Annotated in this window: 15 protein-coding genes; 7 read left to right on the top strand and 8 right to left on the bottom strand. The window is 69.7% G+C overall.

The window, feature by feature from the left end:
• Positions 1–15: 15 nt before the first annotated feature.
• The 3 genes from AB0F88_RS31420 to AB0F88_RS31410 form a co-directional block, all read right to left on the bottom strand.
• Entirely contained in the window at positions 16–1,278 is a 1,263-nt protein-coding gene (locus AB0F88_RS31420) for a DUF6596 domain-containing protein (RefSeq protein WP_362692692.1), read from the bottom strand.
• A complete protein-coding gene (locus tag AB0F88_RS31415; protein ID WP_362692215.1) occupies positions 1,278–1,694 on the bottom strand; it encodes a YciI family protein in 417 nt (138 codons plus the stop codon). The genes AB0F88_RS31420 and AB0F88_RS31415 overlap by 1 nt, the downstream gene beginning before the upstream one ends.
• Positions 1,695–1,864: 170 nt before the next feature.
• A complete protein-coding gene (locus tag AB0F88_RS31410; RefSeq protein ID WP_362692212.1) occupies positions 1,865–3,418 on the bottom strand; it encodes a hypothetical protein in 1,554 nt (517 codons plus the stop codon).
• Between the two features lie 468 nt (positions 3,419–3,886).
• Between AB0F88_RS31410 and AB0F88_RS31405 the strand changes: the two genes are divergently transcribed.
• Together AB0F88_RS31405 and AB0F88_RS31400 are read left to right on the top strand one after the other, a co-directional pair.
• The gene (locus AB0F88_RS31405) at positions 3,887–4,012 is read left to right on the top strand and encodes a hypothetical protein (RefSeq protein ID WP_362692209.1); all 126 of its coding nucleotides are present in this window, start codon (positions 3,887–3,889) and stop codon (positions 4,010–4,012) included.
• A 202-nt stretch (positions 4,013–4,214) separates the two neighbouring features.
• A complete protein-coding gene (locus tag AB0F88_RS31400) occupies positions 4,215–4,598 on the top strand; it encodes a nuclear transport factor 2 family protein (RefSeq protein ID WP_362692206.1) in 384 nt (127 codons plus the stop codon).
• A gap of 83 nt (positions 4,599–4,681) precedes the next feature.
• Here AB0F88_RS31400 and AB0F88_RS31395 read toward each other — a convergent pair whose 3' ends face one another.
• Complete coding sequence (locus AB0F88_RS31395; RefSeq protein WP_362692203.1) at positions 4,682–5,029, bottom strand: hypothetical protein; 348 nt, start codon at positions 5,027–5,029, stop codon at positions 4,682–4,684.
• Positions 5,030–6,032: 1,003 nt separating this feature from the next.
• Here AB0F88_RS31395 and AB0F88_RS31390 point away from each other — a divergent pair.
• Complete coding sequence (locus AB0F88_RS31390; RefSeq protein WP_362692200.1) at positions 6,033–7,445, top strand: serine hydrolase domain-containing protein; 1,413 nt, start codon at positions 6,033–6,035, stop codon at positions 7,443–7,445.
• A 333-nt stretch (positions 7,446–7,778) separates the two neighbouring features.
• Complete coding sequence (locus AB0F88_RS31385; protein ID WP_362692197.1) at positions 7,779–8,222, top strand: recombinase family protein; 444 nt, start codon at positions 7,779–7,781, stop codon at positions 8,220–8,222.
• An 18-nt stretch (positions 8,223–8,240) separates the two neighbouring features.
• On the opposite strand, the gene AB0F88_RS31380 is transcribed toward AB0F88_RS31385, so the two are convergent.
• Complete coding sequence (locus AB0F88_RS31380; RefSeq protein WP_362692194.1) at positions 8,241–8,423, bottom strand: hypothetical protein; 183 nt, start codon at positions 8,421–8,423, stop codon at positions 8,241–8,243.
• A gap of 266 nt (positions 8,424–8,689) precedes the next feature.
• The gene (locus AB0F88_RS31375) at positions 8,690–9,511 is read right to left on the bottom strand and encodes an SDR family oxidoreductase (RefSeq protein WP_362692191.1); all 822 of its coding nucleotides are present in this window, start codon (positions 9,509–9,511) and stop codon (positions 8,690–8,692) included.
• An 86-nt stretch (positions 9,512–9,597) separates the two neighbouring features.
• Between AB0F88_RS31375 and AB0F88_RS31370 the strand changes: the two genes are divergently transcribed.
• Complete coding sequence (locus AB0F88_RS31370; protein ID WP_362692188.1) at positions 9,598–10,023, top strand: MarR family winged helix-turn-helix transcriptional regulator; 426 nt, start codon at positions 9,598–9,600, stop codon at positions 10,021–10,023.
• Positions 10,024–10,110: 87 nt separating this feature from the next.
• Positions 10,111–11,160, top strand: a complete 1,050-nt coding sequence (locus tag AB0F88_RS31365; RefSeq protein WP_362692184.1) for a hypothetical protein — start codon at positions 10,111–10,113, stop codon at positions 11,158–11,160.
• A gap of 188 nt (positions 11,161–11,348) precedes the next feature.
• On the opposite strand, the gene AB0F88_RS31360 is transcribed toward AB0F88_RS31365, so the two are convergent.
• Entirely contained in the window at positions 11,349–12,308 is a 960-nt protein-coding gene (locus AB0F88_RS31360) for a DUF4394 domain-containing protein (protein WP_362692181.1), read from the bottom strand.
• Between the two features lie 510 nt (positions 12,309–12,818).
• Between AB0F88_RS31360 and AB0F88_RS31355 the strand changes: the two genes are divergently transcribed.
• Positions 12,819–13,118, top strand: a complete 300-nt coding sequence (locus AB0F88_RS31355) for a hypothetical protein (RefSeq protein WP_362692178.1) — start codon at positions 12,819–12,821, stop codon at positions 13,116–13,118.
• A 54-nt stretch (positions 13,119–13,172) separates the two neighbouring features.
• Here AB0F88_RS31355 and AB0F88_RS31350 read toward each other — a convergent pair whose 3' ends face one another.
• Entirely contained in the window at positions 13,173–13,760 is a 588-nt protein-coding gene (locus AB0F88_RS31350) for a recombinase family protein (protein WP_362692175.1), read from the bottom strand.
• Positions 13,761–13,825 lie beyond the last annotated feature (65 nt).

Genomic DNA, 13,825 nt, shown 5'->3' with positions numbered 1-13,825 from the left:
CGCCGGCGGCCTCGCTCAGCGGGTGTCGTGCCCGCCCGCCAGACGTGCCGCCCTGGCGTGCAGGTAGCGCTGCTGAGGCAGGCTGGTCGCGCGCCGGGCCGCCTCCCGGTAGTGGTCACGGGCCGCAACGTGATCACCGGCCATCTCCAGCAGGTGCGCGCGGACCGCGTGCAGCCGGTGGTCCCCGGCGATCCGCCCGTCGGCCGCGAGCGGATCGAGCAGGCCGAGCCCGGCGTGCGGGCCGCGGGCCATGGCCACCGCCACCGCGTGGTTCAGCGCCACCATCGGGTTGTCGGAGATCCGCATCAGCAGCTCGTACAACGCGGTGATCTGCGGCCAGTCGGTCGCCTCGGCGCTCGGCGCCTCGTCGTGGAGCGCGGCGATCGCCGCCTGCAGCTGGTACGGGCCGGCCGTGCCCCGGGGGAGCGCGCCGGTGATGAGCGCCACGCCCTCGGCGACGGCCTCCGCGTCCCACAGGCTCCGGTCCTGCTCGGCCATCGGGACCAGCGCGCCGTCCGGCCCGGTACGCGCCGGACGGCGCGCGTCGGTGAGCACCATGAGCGCGAGCAGCCCCGTCACCTCGCCGTCGCCGGGCAGCAGCCGGTGGACCATCCGGGTCAGCCGGATCGCCTCCGCCGACAGCTCGACGCGCTGCAGGTTCGGCCCCGAGGTGCTGGCGTAGCCCTCGTTGAAGATCAGGTAAAGCACGTGCAGGACCACGCGGAGCCGTTCGGCGCGCTCGGGGCCCGAGGGGATGCCGAACGGGACGCCGCTGTCCTTGACGCTGCGCTTGGCCCGGGTGATGCGCCTTGTCATGGTCGCCTCCGGCACGAGGAACGCCCGGGCGATCTCCGCGGTGGTCAGGCCGCCGACCGCCCGCAGGGTGAGGGCGATCTGGGAGGCGGCCGACAGCGAGGGGTGACAGCACATGAACAGCAGGATGAGCGTGTCGTCGGACTCCGAGGCGGGCCGGTCGGCGGCGGGCGCGAGCCACTGGCCGGGCAGCGCCCACCGGGCGACGGTGTCCTCACGGCGCCGGCGCGCCTGCTCGGCGCGCAGCAGGTCGGTCAGCCGGCGCGAGGCGACCGTGATCAGCCAGCCCAGCGGGCTGTCGGGGACGCCGTCCTTCGGCCACTGCGTGGCGGCGGCGAGGAGCGCCTCCTGCGTCGCGTCGTCGGCGGCGTCGAAATGCCCGTAGCGCCGTACCACCGCGCCGAGGACCTGCGGCGCCAGGCGGCGCAGCAGGTCCTCGAACTCGGTGCCGGGCACGGAGACGATCAGATCGCCGGCTCGCCCTGGAACTCCTCGACCGGCCGTACGTCGGCGTAGGAGTTGGCGGCGAGGTCCCCGGGGGCGGGGCACTCCCCGAGGCGGGCGGCGATCTCGGTCGCCCGGTCGAAGCTCTCGCACTCCACGATCCAGTAGCCGGCCAGGACCTCCTGGGTCTCGGCGTAGGGGCCGTCCGTCACGACCGGGACACCGTCCTTCAGCCCCACCCTGCGGGTGTGGACCGGGGCGGCCAGCCCCCGCGTCTCGACGAACTCGCCGGACTCCTCCAGGTCCCTGGAGAACGCCTGCATGAACGCGTGCATCGGCGCGAAGTCCTCCGGGGACAGGGCCGGCCGGTCGCCGTCCTTGCCCGCCATGGCGTCGTAGTCCCGCTGCGAGCCGTACATCAGGATCATGTACTTCATGGTGTCTTCCTCTCCGCCGGCGCCGCCGTGGCGCCCGGCACCGGAGACGTCGGAGCCGCGGGGCCCCACCGGACATCCGCCCGCGACCGGATCGCGAAATCACCGGATCACCGGATCGCCGCCCGCTCGCGCCGGCTCCCAGGCTATTCGACGTCTCCGCCGGCCCGCGGTCAGGTGACGGGAATCAGGTCCGGGCCCACGACGTGCCCCTGGTGGGGCTCGGGGTCGTTCTGATCGTGGCGGAAGTGCCCGGCGTACCAGACGACGACGTTGGTGGCGCTGACGCTCTCGCCGTTGACGAAGCGGTTCAGCATCGCCCGGTTGTCGGGGCCGGTGTTGCCGTCGTACAGCTCGGCCGGGTGGTGGCGCAGGAACCACAGGTCGGCGACGCCGTAGGGGTCGGTGGTGTTGTCGTGCTCGCCGGGGTGTATCCGCCATCCCCTGCCGCTGGCCTTGTCGGTGACCTGCCAGTACAGGGCGGGGTGGCGCCGTTTGCGGGCGACCTCCCGCACGATCGGCACCGCCTGGGGAACGGTCGAGCCGGTGTCGTCGAACTGCTCGATCACGTCGTTGGCCGACCCCTCCACGTCGAAGTCGAAGCGCCAGTAGACGTGGTGGCGGTGGCGCATGCAGGTGCGCGGGTTGCGCACCCCGGCGAACCCGAAGCGCGGCTTGATCGTGCCGTCGTCGGTCAGGCGCCACTCGGAGGCGTAGCGGTACCAGCCGGCCGCCAGCTCGCTGACGATCCGCAGCTCGCCGCCGTCGTGGTGGAAGGCCACGCCCTGGAAGTTGCCGGCGTCGTTGTCGGGCCGCTCCAGGATGGTCCGGGGCGGCCCGGTGCAGACGCGCCACCCCCAGCCCACCGGCTCGGTGCCGGTGGCCGAGAAGCGGGTCTCCTCGTACTGCCAGTCTCGGTAGGTGACGCCGTCCTCCTCGTACTGGACGTTGAGGATCGGCACGTGCGCCTGGCGCAGCACGAGCCTGCCCCGGTAGCGCACGTCCCGCAGCTCGACCCCCGAGCCGTCGCCGGGGTTGATGGGCGTCGAGGCGCGCGGCCGCACCACGATCATGTTCCACAGCTCGGTGGTGCCGTCGACCACGCGCAGCCGCACCTGGTCGGGGCCGCCCCGGTCGCGCAGGCTCTCCACGGGGACGGGCAGGTGCGACTCGCAGTCGCCCGGGTGGTGCATCGCGACGCCGACCCCGGCGGGAGACCAGTCGACGACGCCGCCGGCCACGTCCACCGCGACGACGCGGTGCCGGGTGGCGCCCGAGGGGTCGTAGACGCCCAGGGTGGGGCGGCGGGTGGTGGTGCCGTCGGGGTTGTCCAGGTCGGCCAGCGGCGGCATCGGCTGGTAGACCAGCACACCTTCCCCGGCGGGGAAACGCTCGTCGGCGCGCAGCACCGCCGCGGCGGCCCTCAGCTCCTCGTGGCGCGGGTTGGGCCGGTGGGCGCTGGGCAGCACCTGCGCCTCCTCGGGCCTGTCGAGGGTCCCGCGCAGCTCGACCCCCCGGTTGGAGACCGGGTCGAACACCCCCGCCCGGAACGGGGCGCTCTCGTCCGGGTCGTGGCCGAGCGCCACCGCGGGACCTACGATCAGCCGCCCGGCGTCGGCGCCCTCCAGGTGGGCGAGCACGTCGGGGTGGGCCGCGGCCACCTCCCGTACCCGCTCGGCCGCCAGCTCCGTCCGGCCGACCGCCTCGATGATCACTTGTACGGTCATGGTGGTCTCCCCGTCGCGACGTCCGATGGCCGTGCCGCCCCCCGACATACGGCGCCTCCCTGTCATATCGCCCCGCTCCGGCGCTGGGAAGACCCTGGATCTTCGCGTACGGCGTCACGGGGCTTGATCGGCAACGGAACGGTCGGTGGCGCCGGCGGGCGGGGCTGCCGACTGGCGACAGTACTCGGGTACCTACCTGGTCCCGGCCGGACAGACCACGACACGTTTCTCTTTCCAGGCCGTGTCATCCGCGGGCGGGGGCGCGTCCGGCAACTTCCTCGACGGCGTGCTCTTCCAGACACCGCCCTGCCGGCCGATGCCGTAGGACACCATGGGTGGCCCGGGATGTCCCGGGCCACCCGGCGACCTCACCTGCCCCTGTTGGAGGGCAGACCGAGTAAGCCGGAAAGGGGCAACGGCGGTCAGTACACAGGACAGAACATAAAACTCGCGGCGATCCGAAGCGACGTGCGAGACGAGGACGTGGCCCGGCTGTCGCCGTTCGTGCGGCACCACATCGACATGCTGGGCCGCTACTCCTTCCAGCTCCCCGAGATGCCCGACGGGCTCTGCCCACTCAACCCCGCACCGTGATCTCGGTCCCGCCTGGGCGCGGCGCGTTCCCGGCGCACAATGCGAGGCAGCGAAGGCCACGCTGACCTTGGTTGTTTCCCCTTGAGGCCATCCGGTCCGCAGACCTTCGGGCGCATTGCTGCGAACTTTCTTCCGGCGGCATGTCAAGAATGCTCGACCGGCGCCGACCGATCAGCGAACAACGAGAAACCAGGGAGAGATCATGTCCGCTGTCAGCCAGGACACGAACAAGCAGACCGTCGAGCGGTACATCGACGGGTTCAACAAGTCCGACCACGAGCAAATCCTGTCGTGCCTGACCGACGACATCGAGTGGACCGTGTTCGGCCACTACCGGATCACCGGCAAGGAGGCCTACGACGCCAACATCGAAGGGCCGGACCCGGTCGGCGTTCCCCCGAAGGTGACGATCACGCGGATGGTCGAGGAGAACGACGTCGTCATGGCGGAGATGGCCCTCGAAGCACTCCAGAAGGACGGCACCGTGATGCGCGCCGCGATGGGCGAGGTATTCGTGATGCGCGATGGTCTGATCCGCGAGCGCCGGGCGTACGTCGTGCCTCTGACCGAGAACGACTACAAGTGACGGACAGTCACGCAGCGGGGCTCTCTTCCTCGTTCCGATTCACCCCGCCTTCGCACCCCGAATAAGCAAGTTCACCTCATACATCACATATAGGACGATCCTGTCGCCAACATCTGCTTGCGCTGTTCACCGTGACCGCGATCATCGCTCCTGGACCGGACATGTTGTTCGTTCTGGGGTTTCGCGCCGTCCTCGGCCGCGCGGGTCAGCGCCGAGTGCCGGAGTTGGTGCAGTGTCCAGCCACCGGTGGCGCTCTCGAACAGCTCGGCCGCCCGACGATAGGACAGCCGCGCCTTCCCGCTGCCCGCGTCGACATCGGCCGGCGGCAGCTCCACCCGGACCCGCCGGTCGCGCAGATCCAGCTCCTCGACATCCAGACCCAGAGCCTCGGAGGACCGCGCCGCTGACTCATAGCTGATAGCCGACTTCACGCCGCAGGAAGGCAAGGCGCTGGCTGCCTATCTTTTCAGCAACAGCAATGCGGACTGGCACGACGCTGCGCTCCTGGCCAGCGCGTCCGACCCGAAAAAATTAGGTGAACGTGTCAGGCGAAAGCTGAAGCGGGCGATGACAAAACATCGGGAGTCGCACCCGCCTACAGCGTGCGCTCATGCGTTGGCTGACGACCAGAAGGACACGTGAGCTGGGCCGCGTGAGCGGACGGTATGGGACCGGGGAGGCGTAGCCGCAGACGATGATGCGGTGGCTGGCCAACGATCCGATACCGGTGCGGTCGCGCAGGCCGGGGCGACGGTGTGACCTCCCTCGGCAGGCTCTTGGCGATCGGGTCGCCCGCCGTCACGCGTGGGCGGTCCTGGCTTGCGCTTCAGCTATTCCGTGTTGCTAAGTACCAGTAGTCAGTGATACTTTCTACCAGTAGTCAGCAACGCTAGGTAGCTGGAAGAGGTGTTCCATGGGCAAGTAGATGACCGAGAGTTCTGGAAGACCTGGAGTTTCCTTGAGATCGTCGGGGACGACCCGGTGGAGTTCGCCGAGGCGTTCGTCAAGAACCACTTCGAAGGTGGCTACGCCCCGGCCCGGAAGCGCAAGCGGCTGATCAACGACATCGCGCGCCGCCGGCGAAGACACCGCAGACGACGGCAGGACTCTCTGATAACGACACAGCACATCGCGCCCCGGGGCCGTCGACAGGGCACCGCTTTCATCGGCTGTCTGCACTAAGCGGCCACGGGGTCATGTACGGCCGGCTACTTCCCGCCGCGTGTCAGTGGCGGCGTCAGCCCGGTGACGGCCCGGTATCAGCGCGGCCGGCGATGGTGGATGCGATGAACGGTTCAGCGACTACCGCCCTCGGGGCTGCGAACCGGCCACGCCGACCTCGCTCCCGGCCCTCGTGCGTCGCTGACGGCTGCCCATGAGCGCCATGCCGAGACGTGGCTCGCAAGATCGAAAACTGTGGATCGAACACTGTAGATGAGGACACTCATGATGGAACAAGGCAACCACGGCTTCTCCGCAGCAGGGCTGCGCAGACTGCGCGAGATGCTGGCACGGCATGTCGAGTCCGGGCGGATTCCCGGGCTGGTCAGCCGGGGCGGTCAGACGCAGGCCGAAGCGATGGGGACGATGCGCCGTGACGGTGGCGCGCCGAGGCGCCGGCACACCGTCTTCCGGCCGGTGGCGGTCACAGCGCTGGCGGCCGGGCTGCTGGCCGGGACGATCGCACCCGCGGTGGCCACGGCGGGTGCGGCCGCCGCGGACAGCAGCGCGGTCATGTCGAAGGACGCTCCCGGGCAGGACCGCCCGGAGCTGCAGAAGGCCGTCCAGGCGTTCATCGATGCCGGTCTCCTCGGTGTGCAGGTACGCGTGAACGATGAGCGGGGCGAGTGGGCCGGCAGCGCCGGGCGGCGCAAGCTGGGCGCGAGCGCGAAGCCGCCAGCGAACGGGCACTTCTGGGTGGGCAGCGTCACCAAGACCTTCGTCGCGACCGTGGTGCTGCAACTGGTGGCCGAGGGCGAGATCGGGCTGGACGCCCCGGTGGCCGGTTACCTGCCCGAGTTCGGGCTGGACCGGCGGATCACGGTGCGAATGCTGCTGCAGCACACCAGCGGCTTGTTCAACTACACCGGCGACCTCGACCCCGACGGGACATGGGTGCCCGGTCTCCCCGCGACGGGCGAGGAGTGGCTGGACAACCGGTTCCACTCCTACCGGCCACAGGAGCTGGTGCGGTTCGCCCTGTCCAAGCCGGTGAAGTTCGCGCCGGGGAAGGACTGGAGTTACTCCAACACCAACTACACGCTGGCCAGGCTGCTGATCGAGAAGGTCACCCGCCATTCGTTCGACGCGGAGCTGAAGCGGCGGATCGTGAGGCCGCTCGGGCTGAAGGGCACCGTGGTGCCGGGCAACCGGACACAGCTGCCCAACCCGTACGCCCACGGCTACTTCCGCTATCAGGACGCCGGCCAGTGGAAAGTGACCGACGTCTCCCGCCAGAACCCCTCCCTGCTGGCAGGCGCCGGTGACATGATCTCGACCACCAAAGATCTCCAGACGTTCTTCGCCGCGCTGAACGGCGGCAAGCTCCTGCCGGCCAAGCTGCTGGCCGAGATGCGCGAGCCGCACCCGAAGAGCGACCCCCTCTACGGCCACTACGGTCTGGGGATGTTCGTGAAGGACCTGGGTCCGGCCTGCGGCACCGTTCTCAACCACAACGGCAGCCCTCCGGCGGGTTACGCGGCGCTGATGTACAGCTCGCCCGACGGCGGCAAGACCCTGACCGCCTCGCTGACCACCGGCGACGCCGCATTCGACCTCGCCGCTTATCCGAAGCTGCTGGACGGGCTCGTCAAGGCGGCGTTCTGCGGCGGGCAGACCGCAAGCTGACCAGGCCAGGACGGCGGCAGTGGCCATCGGCATGATGCCGGTGACAGCTCCGACGCGCGCCACGACATGGCCACCGCCCGGCCGTCAGGCCCGGGGAGCACCCGAACCCCTGGGACTTTTGGCCTGAAGGCTCACCGCACACCACGACCCCGTCCGGCACGTCCGGCGGGGTCTGTTCACGCAGCTGATGGACACCGAGCGATGAGGGGTCGCGTATGTCTACCTGCATTCGCCGGCGGCCGGGTCCCGAAGTCCTCGATCCGGGTCACGTCGAAGGTTCCAGGGCTGTGGGGCTGAACGCCCTTAGTTTCTGGACACCGCCGGAGGCAGCCGGTGACCGTTTGGGCGTACGCGCGTGTCTCGACGCGTGATCAGAACCCGCAACTCCAGCTCGACGCCCTGGCGGCCAGCGGCTACGACGAGCTGGTCATGGAGAAGGAGTCGGGCAGGCGCGGGGTCGCGCGGCCGGAACGGGAGGCACTCCTGACGCTGCCCAAGGCGGGCGACACGCTGAAGTTCTGGAAGTCCGACCGGTGGGGCCGCTCGGCGGGGCACGTGCTGACCACGGTCAACGAGCTGCGCGACCGGGGCATCACCGTGGTGTCGCTGACAGAGAACTTTGATCTGGGTACCGAGGAGGGCCGGTTCATGTTCGCGGTTCTGGCCGCGGCCGCGGAGTACGAGCTGGAGCCGCGCGCCGAGCGCCAGGCCGAGGGAATCGCCGCCGCGTTCTGGCACCGCGCTCAACGGCCAACCACCCGCCAGCCGCGTCCCTAACCTCCCGAGTCAGTACGCCTAGCCGTCGTCGAGCCCGTCGACGTCGCCGGCTTCCTCGAGGCCACCACTGTCTCCTTCGGTGGCATCGCCAGCGAGCTCGTCGCCCACCAGGGCCAGCACGCGGCCGGTCGTCTCCGCATCCAGCCTGGCCGCGATCTTGGCGAACCAGGTCCCCTCCGCGTCGTGCAGAGCCGACCGCACGATCCGAGTGATCCGCCCCCGGACTCGGCGGCTCGATCCGAGGAAAGCGGCATGGACATTGAGGGAAGCGGCACGGACGCGCGCACGATCAAGAGCGCGGTCCCGTACCGGCGGGTGGTCTTCACCGTGAGCGAGATGAAGCGGCTGGGCCGCCGAGCCGCCGGCGATCGCCGGGGAACCGCGCCGTCACGACATCGAGCTGGAGCTGCCGGGCGGGCCTGCTCCGGAGCTCATCGCACAGACCCGGGTGGAGGCCCTGGCCGGCCTCAACGCCCCGAAGGGTCGATCTCGCGGGCACGGTGCAGGCCCAGTCTCCGGTTCAGGTGCCCGGTCAGCCGGGTGACCGTGGTGCGGGGCAGCGCGCGAGGGACCCACGTCGCCACCCTGTTGACCGCACGCCCCGGGTAGGAGTTGACGGCGCCTTTGGCGAAGGCGTCGAGGGTCTTGACCGCGACGCCTTCCGGCGCGTCGGTGAACGCCGGGTTCATGGTGGCGGAGGTGCCGTCGAAGAATCCCGTGTCGGTGGCTCCGGGGTGGGCTCCCATGACACGGACTCCCGTGCCGCGAAGCTCCTCGGCGAGCGACTCGGTGAACGACAGCACGAACGCCTTCGTCGCCGCGTAGCCGGCCTGGTACGGCATCGGCTGGAAGGCGGCCGTGGAGGCCACGTTGATGATTCCACCGTTCCCCCTCTCGACCATGCGGCCGCCGAGCACGTGGGTCAGGCTCATCAGGGCGGTGACGTTCAGCTCGACCGAGCTGACGTTCCGCCGGAGCGAGGAACTCAGAAACGGGCCGACGGCGCCGGCGCCCGCGTTGTTGACCAGCAGATCGACGGTACGGCCCCGCCGGTCCAGTTCCGCGATCAGACCCGTCACCCCGTCGGGTTCGGTGAGATCGGCCGTCACGGGGTCCACGTCGGCCTGGTGCGCCTCGCGGATCTCATCGGCGACCCTGCGCAGCGCGTCGCCGGAGCGGGCCACGAGCACGAGGTGAGCCCCTCTCCGTGCGAGTTCGTGCGCGTAGGCCGCGCCAAGTCCCTTGGACGCGCCGGTGACGAGTGCGGTGACACCGCGATATCTGTACATGATCGTCCAACTCCATTTACTTCGAGTCTCAAAGCAAAAGCAGGCTAACAGCTTCGAGCCTCGAAACAAACTGCTATCCTCCAGGCATGACGAACCAGGCGCTGGAGCAGGTGGTGCGGGCCAGTCATGAGGTCTTCATGCTGACCAGTGACCGCATCGCCAAGGCACTCGAGGAGCTCCGGCTCACGCACGCGACCGCGCAGGCCCTGTGGGCGATCGATCCCGAGGAGTCCGCACCGTCGATGAGGGTGCTGGCGGGCCGGCTGTTCTGCAACGCGCCCAACCTCAGTTTCGTCGTCAACCAGCTGACCGACCGCGGGTACGTCGAGCGTGCCGTGGACCCCGGCGACCGGCGTTCTCGAGTTGTCGTGCTGACCGAGCGGGGTCGGCGGGTGCGTGAGCGCGTCATCGACGTGACGCTCGCCGAGACCCCGTTCGCCGGCTGTGGCCCGGAAGATCTGAGCCGCCTCGCCGAAATCCTCCAGCGGGTCCTGAGCAGCACCGGCCGGTAAGGCCGGGGTTGTCCGGGTACGCGAACAAGACACTCACCTTCACCCCGTCAGCACCTTTGACCGCCGACCCTCGCACAGGAGCAGCGCATGGATGCCGATGACGTCGTCGCGCACTACCTGGACCTGTTGGACGAACACATCTGGCTGTCGAACGGCGGGCTCGGCTGGTCCGTCATCCAGAGGACCGGGGAAACCCGTTCGATCGAGCAACTGGCCTGCGAGACGTTCGGCGCGTTTCCCGAATTTCGCGACGTGGACTTCCGGGAGAGTGACCTGTTTCCCACCGTTGAGGTGTTCATCACCGGTGGCGACGGCCTTTTCCGCGTGCTGGAGCGCGGCGGCATCCATCAACGCCGTTCGGACTGGTTGCGCCGGCTGAGCCGGGACGCGCGGCTGTGGCACGTTTCATGGCACCCGCGTGGGGGCGAGAAACTCGCGTACGCCGTCGACGGGCGGGTGCTGGTCGACTACCCCCATTTCTGCATGGAGCAGGCGGTCTACGGCGACGCGCCGGACGCCTTGGGGGACGTGCTGCGTGTCCTCACCGCTTCCCCGAGCAGCGAGCGGCGCTTCAAGCGAGCCGCCGCCATGGCCGTGGTGGAGATCGCCGGTGGCCTGCGGCTGGGCGGGGACCTGCTCCAAGGCCGGCAACGCGCGCTCCTCGCCGACCGGCTGGTCGAGGACGCCCTCTCGCTGCGCGACGTCGACCCGGAGCTCCATGAGGCTCTGATCGCGACAGGTGCCCCCCATCGTCGCTGGATCTGCAAGCTCATCGCCGATCGCATGATCCAGCGATATTTCACTCAATGGCCGGAAGTAGCCAAGGCCACGCGGGCGGCGGCCGACCGGGACACCGCAACGGTCACCGCCTTGATGCCGGGGATCGTCGAGCAGAACATCCGGCTCGGCAAGCAGTGGTTCGACCGGCCCGGCGGCGAGTCCCGCGAGGAGGACCGCGGCTGGATGCGCTGGCAGGCGGCGATCGCGGCGAGGCTCGCCGTCACCGCGCTCGTAAGGGAAGCGGGCGACCTGCTCGTACGGGACGGCTTCGAGGTGCTCGTGCCCGCCAGGAACGCCCTGGGCAGGGGGTGGCCCGAGCTTCGCAGGCAGATCCTGAAGAGGATCGCCCCGACCTGAGGCACCACGACGTCCCGCTCCACGGGAGGGCGCGTCCATCGAGCAAACTCCCGATCAGAGTGACCCCGAGGGGCGATATCGACCGGGCCGCCAGATCGAGGCCGAGGCGGCGGCCCATGTCGATGTCGTCGGCCTTCACCGGCTTCTGGCCGGTGATCCTCTTCGCCCGCGGCGGCAGCTTGACCCCCTCAGCCGCGGTCGAGCCGGATGGCGATGTCGCGCACCTGCCGGTTGGCGGGGAAGAGGCCGTAGTTGTAGTTGACGGCGCCGGTGAGCAGGTTGATGCCGTAGAACCCGTAGCGCCCGCCGACCTTCAGCGCGGCGAAGGCGCTGTTGGAGACGGTGACGCCGTTGCGCAGCGAGCTGTGGACGTCGAAGCCCGCCGCGCCGGTCGCGGCCACGCGCAGGTTGCCGGTCACCACCAGCGTGCCCGCGTTGGCGGGGGACTGCAGGCTCACCCGGGCGGCCGCGGTGTCCACGTCGAAGAGCGTCGTGGCGGTGGCCGGGCTGAGGTCGTTGTTGGTGTATCCGGCGCCCGAGACGCCGGTCGCGACCGCTTCCGCGACGACCGGCGCGAAGGACGGGTCGCCCGGCGGACCGGCCGCCGGGGCGGTCTGCGGGCCGGTCAGCGGCCCGTCGGCCACGGTCTGCCCCGCGGCCGGCGCGCCCGTCGGGTCGTCGAGGTTGTGGCGCAGGTTCTGCCCGGTGTCGCTGATCACGCGCAGCCGGTCGGCGGCGGGGTTGAAGTCGACGCCGAAGTCGACGCCGCTCAGCGGCACGGTCAGCTGCGAGACCTTGACCGCCCTGGCCGGCCCGCTGAGCGTGTAGACGCCGCCCTGGTTCCCGACGCCGTAGAGCTTGCCGTTGCGCACGCGGTAGTCGATGCCCACGAGCGCGGTGTCGCCGGCGAGCCCGCGGACCCTGCCGAGGTCGCGGGTGCGGCCGGGGGAGCGGATCTCGAAACCCACCAGGCGCTGGTCGCCGGTGAGCCCGATGACGTCGACGCCGGGCCTGCGCCCGGCCATCGCCGGCGCGCTGCCCGTCACGCCGCCCGCCACCGTGCTCGCCACCGTGCCCGTCACGCCGCCCGCCACCGTGCTCGTCACTGTGCCCAGCGCCACCACGGCGGCGATGAGTGTCCTTCGCATGTGCCTCTCCTTCTGCGGTCGGGTGCCACGGCACCCGCGTCTTCGGCGACAAGGCCGTTACGGATCGCAGAGACTTCATCACACACGGCGACGGCGTGGCCCGTGAAAGGGCCCCGGGTCACCGGCGTGTCTGGGATCGGCCGCCGATCCGCCCCGCCCGCACCCGGACGGAGTCTGGCGAAACCAGCGAAACCCCGCCCTCGCGTCGCGGTCGCACGTTCCGTCGCGCCCGCCCGGGTCGGGCGAGGGCGGGAACTCCTCCGCGAGCGCGCGGACCGCGCCCTCCAAGATTTTTGACACCGACGCCGGGTGAATCGCCCTGTTCAACGGATTCGTGCGACGGACCAGGCCGGTGGCACGCCGGCCCGGAATGTTTCCGGTCGCCTTGAAGAGGTAGAGGTACGGCTCGAACAGCGCGATCACAACGGGGTCCGGCTTTTCGGCGAACGAAGGGGGATTGACATGAACGATCGTCGAGCTCGCTTATGGCGATATGGTCTTCTCGGTCTCATGGACATGCGAGAAAACGGGACTCCTTTGTCGCGAGTGGCTTTTTTCGGCCTCGTGGTAGGTACCGTCGGAGGCTTCCTGATAAGCCTCCTCTACATGTGGTTCGACACCGAGGCCGGACAGGACTTCGTCTTCAGGTGGCCGATAGCCGTCAGCTTCACGGTCGGCATGGGGCTGATGACGGCTGTTGTCGCGGTCTCCAGCATGCGCAGCCACCGGAAGAAGGCGGCCCGCACGGCATCCGGTTCGACGGAGCGCGCCACGGGGCTTGAGCAGCAACCAAGCGGCCAGTCACGATAAGGAGCCCGGCGGGCGGCTCTTACCGTGACTGGCCGTTCTGATGCGGGTGGCGGGTCAGTCTTCGTCTGCTGCGGGATCGAATGAGGCCTTGGCCTCTGCGAGGGTCTTGTGGACGACCCCGACGGAGACCTTCACCCCGGCAGCGATGGTGCGGATGGATTCCCCGCGCCGGCGGCGGTCGAGTATCGCGGCGCGCCTGTCGTCGTCCACCACGGGTCGGCGGCCGCCGACCTTGCCTTGCTTACGGGCGGTCTCCAGGCCGTTCTTGGTCTTGCGGACGATGTCGCGGCGGCGGTCCTCGGCCAGGGCGAGGGCCAGGTCGAGGATGAAGGAGCGTTCAGTGTGCTCGCCGACCGCGATGCCCTCCAGGACCTTGACGCCGACGCCTTGCTGGAACAGGTCGTTGAGGACGATGAGTCCTTCCAGGAGGTTGCGGCCGAGCCGGTCGACCTCTTGGACGGTCAGCAGGTCGCCCTCGCGGATGTAGGACAGCGCGGTGAGCAGGTCGGGCCGGTCGGCGGTGGCGAGCTTGCCGCTGGCCTTCTCCTCGATGACCTTCAGGCAGATTGGATCGAGGGCGTGGTGCTGTCGCTGGGTGTTCTGCTTGTCGGTGCTGACCCGGACCAGGCCGATGAGCGCCATCACGAAGCACCTCCGTTCATCAAACGCCTCATGCGAGGTATGTGAACGGTAGCAAAGAACGGCCG

Source organism: Streptosporangium sp. NPDC023963 (genome assembly GCF_040639135.1).
Lineage (GTDB): Bacteria > Actinomycetota > Actinomycetes > Streptosporangiales > Streptosporangiaceae > Streptosporangium.
This window is presented reverse-complemented; position numbering and strand designations above follow the sequence as displayed.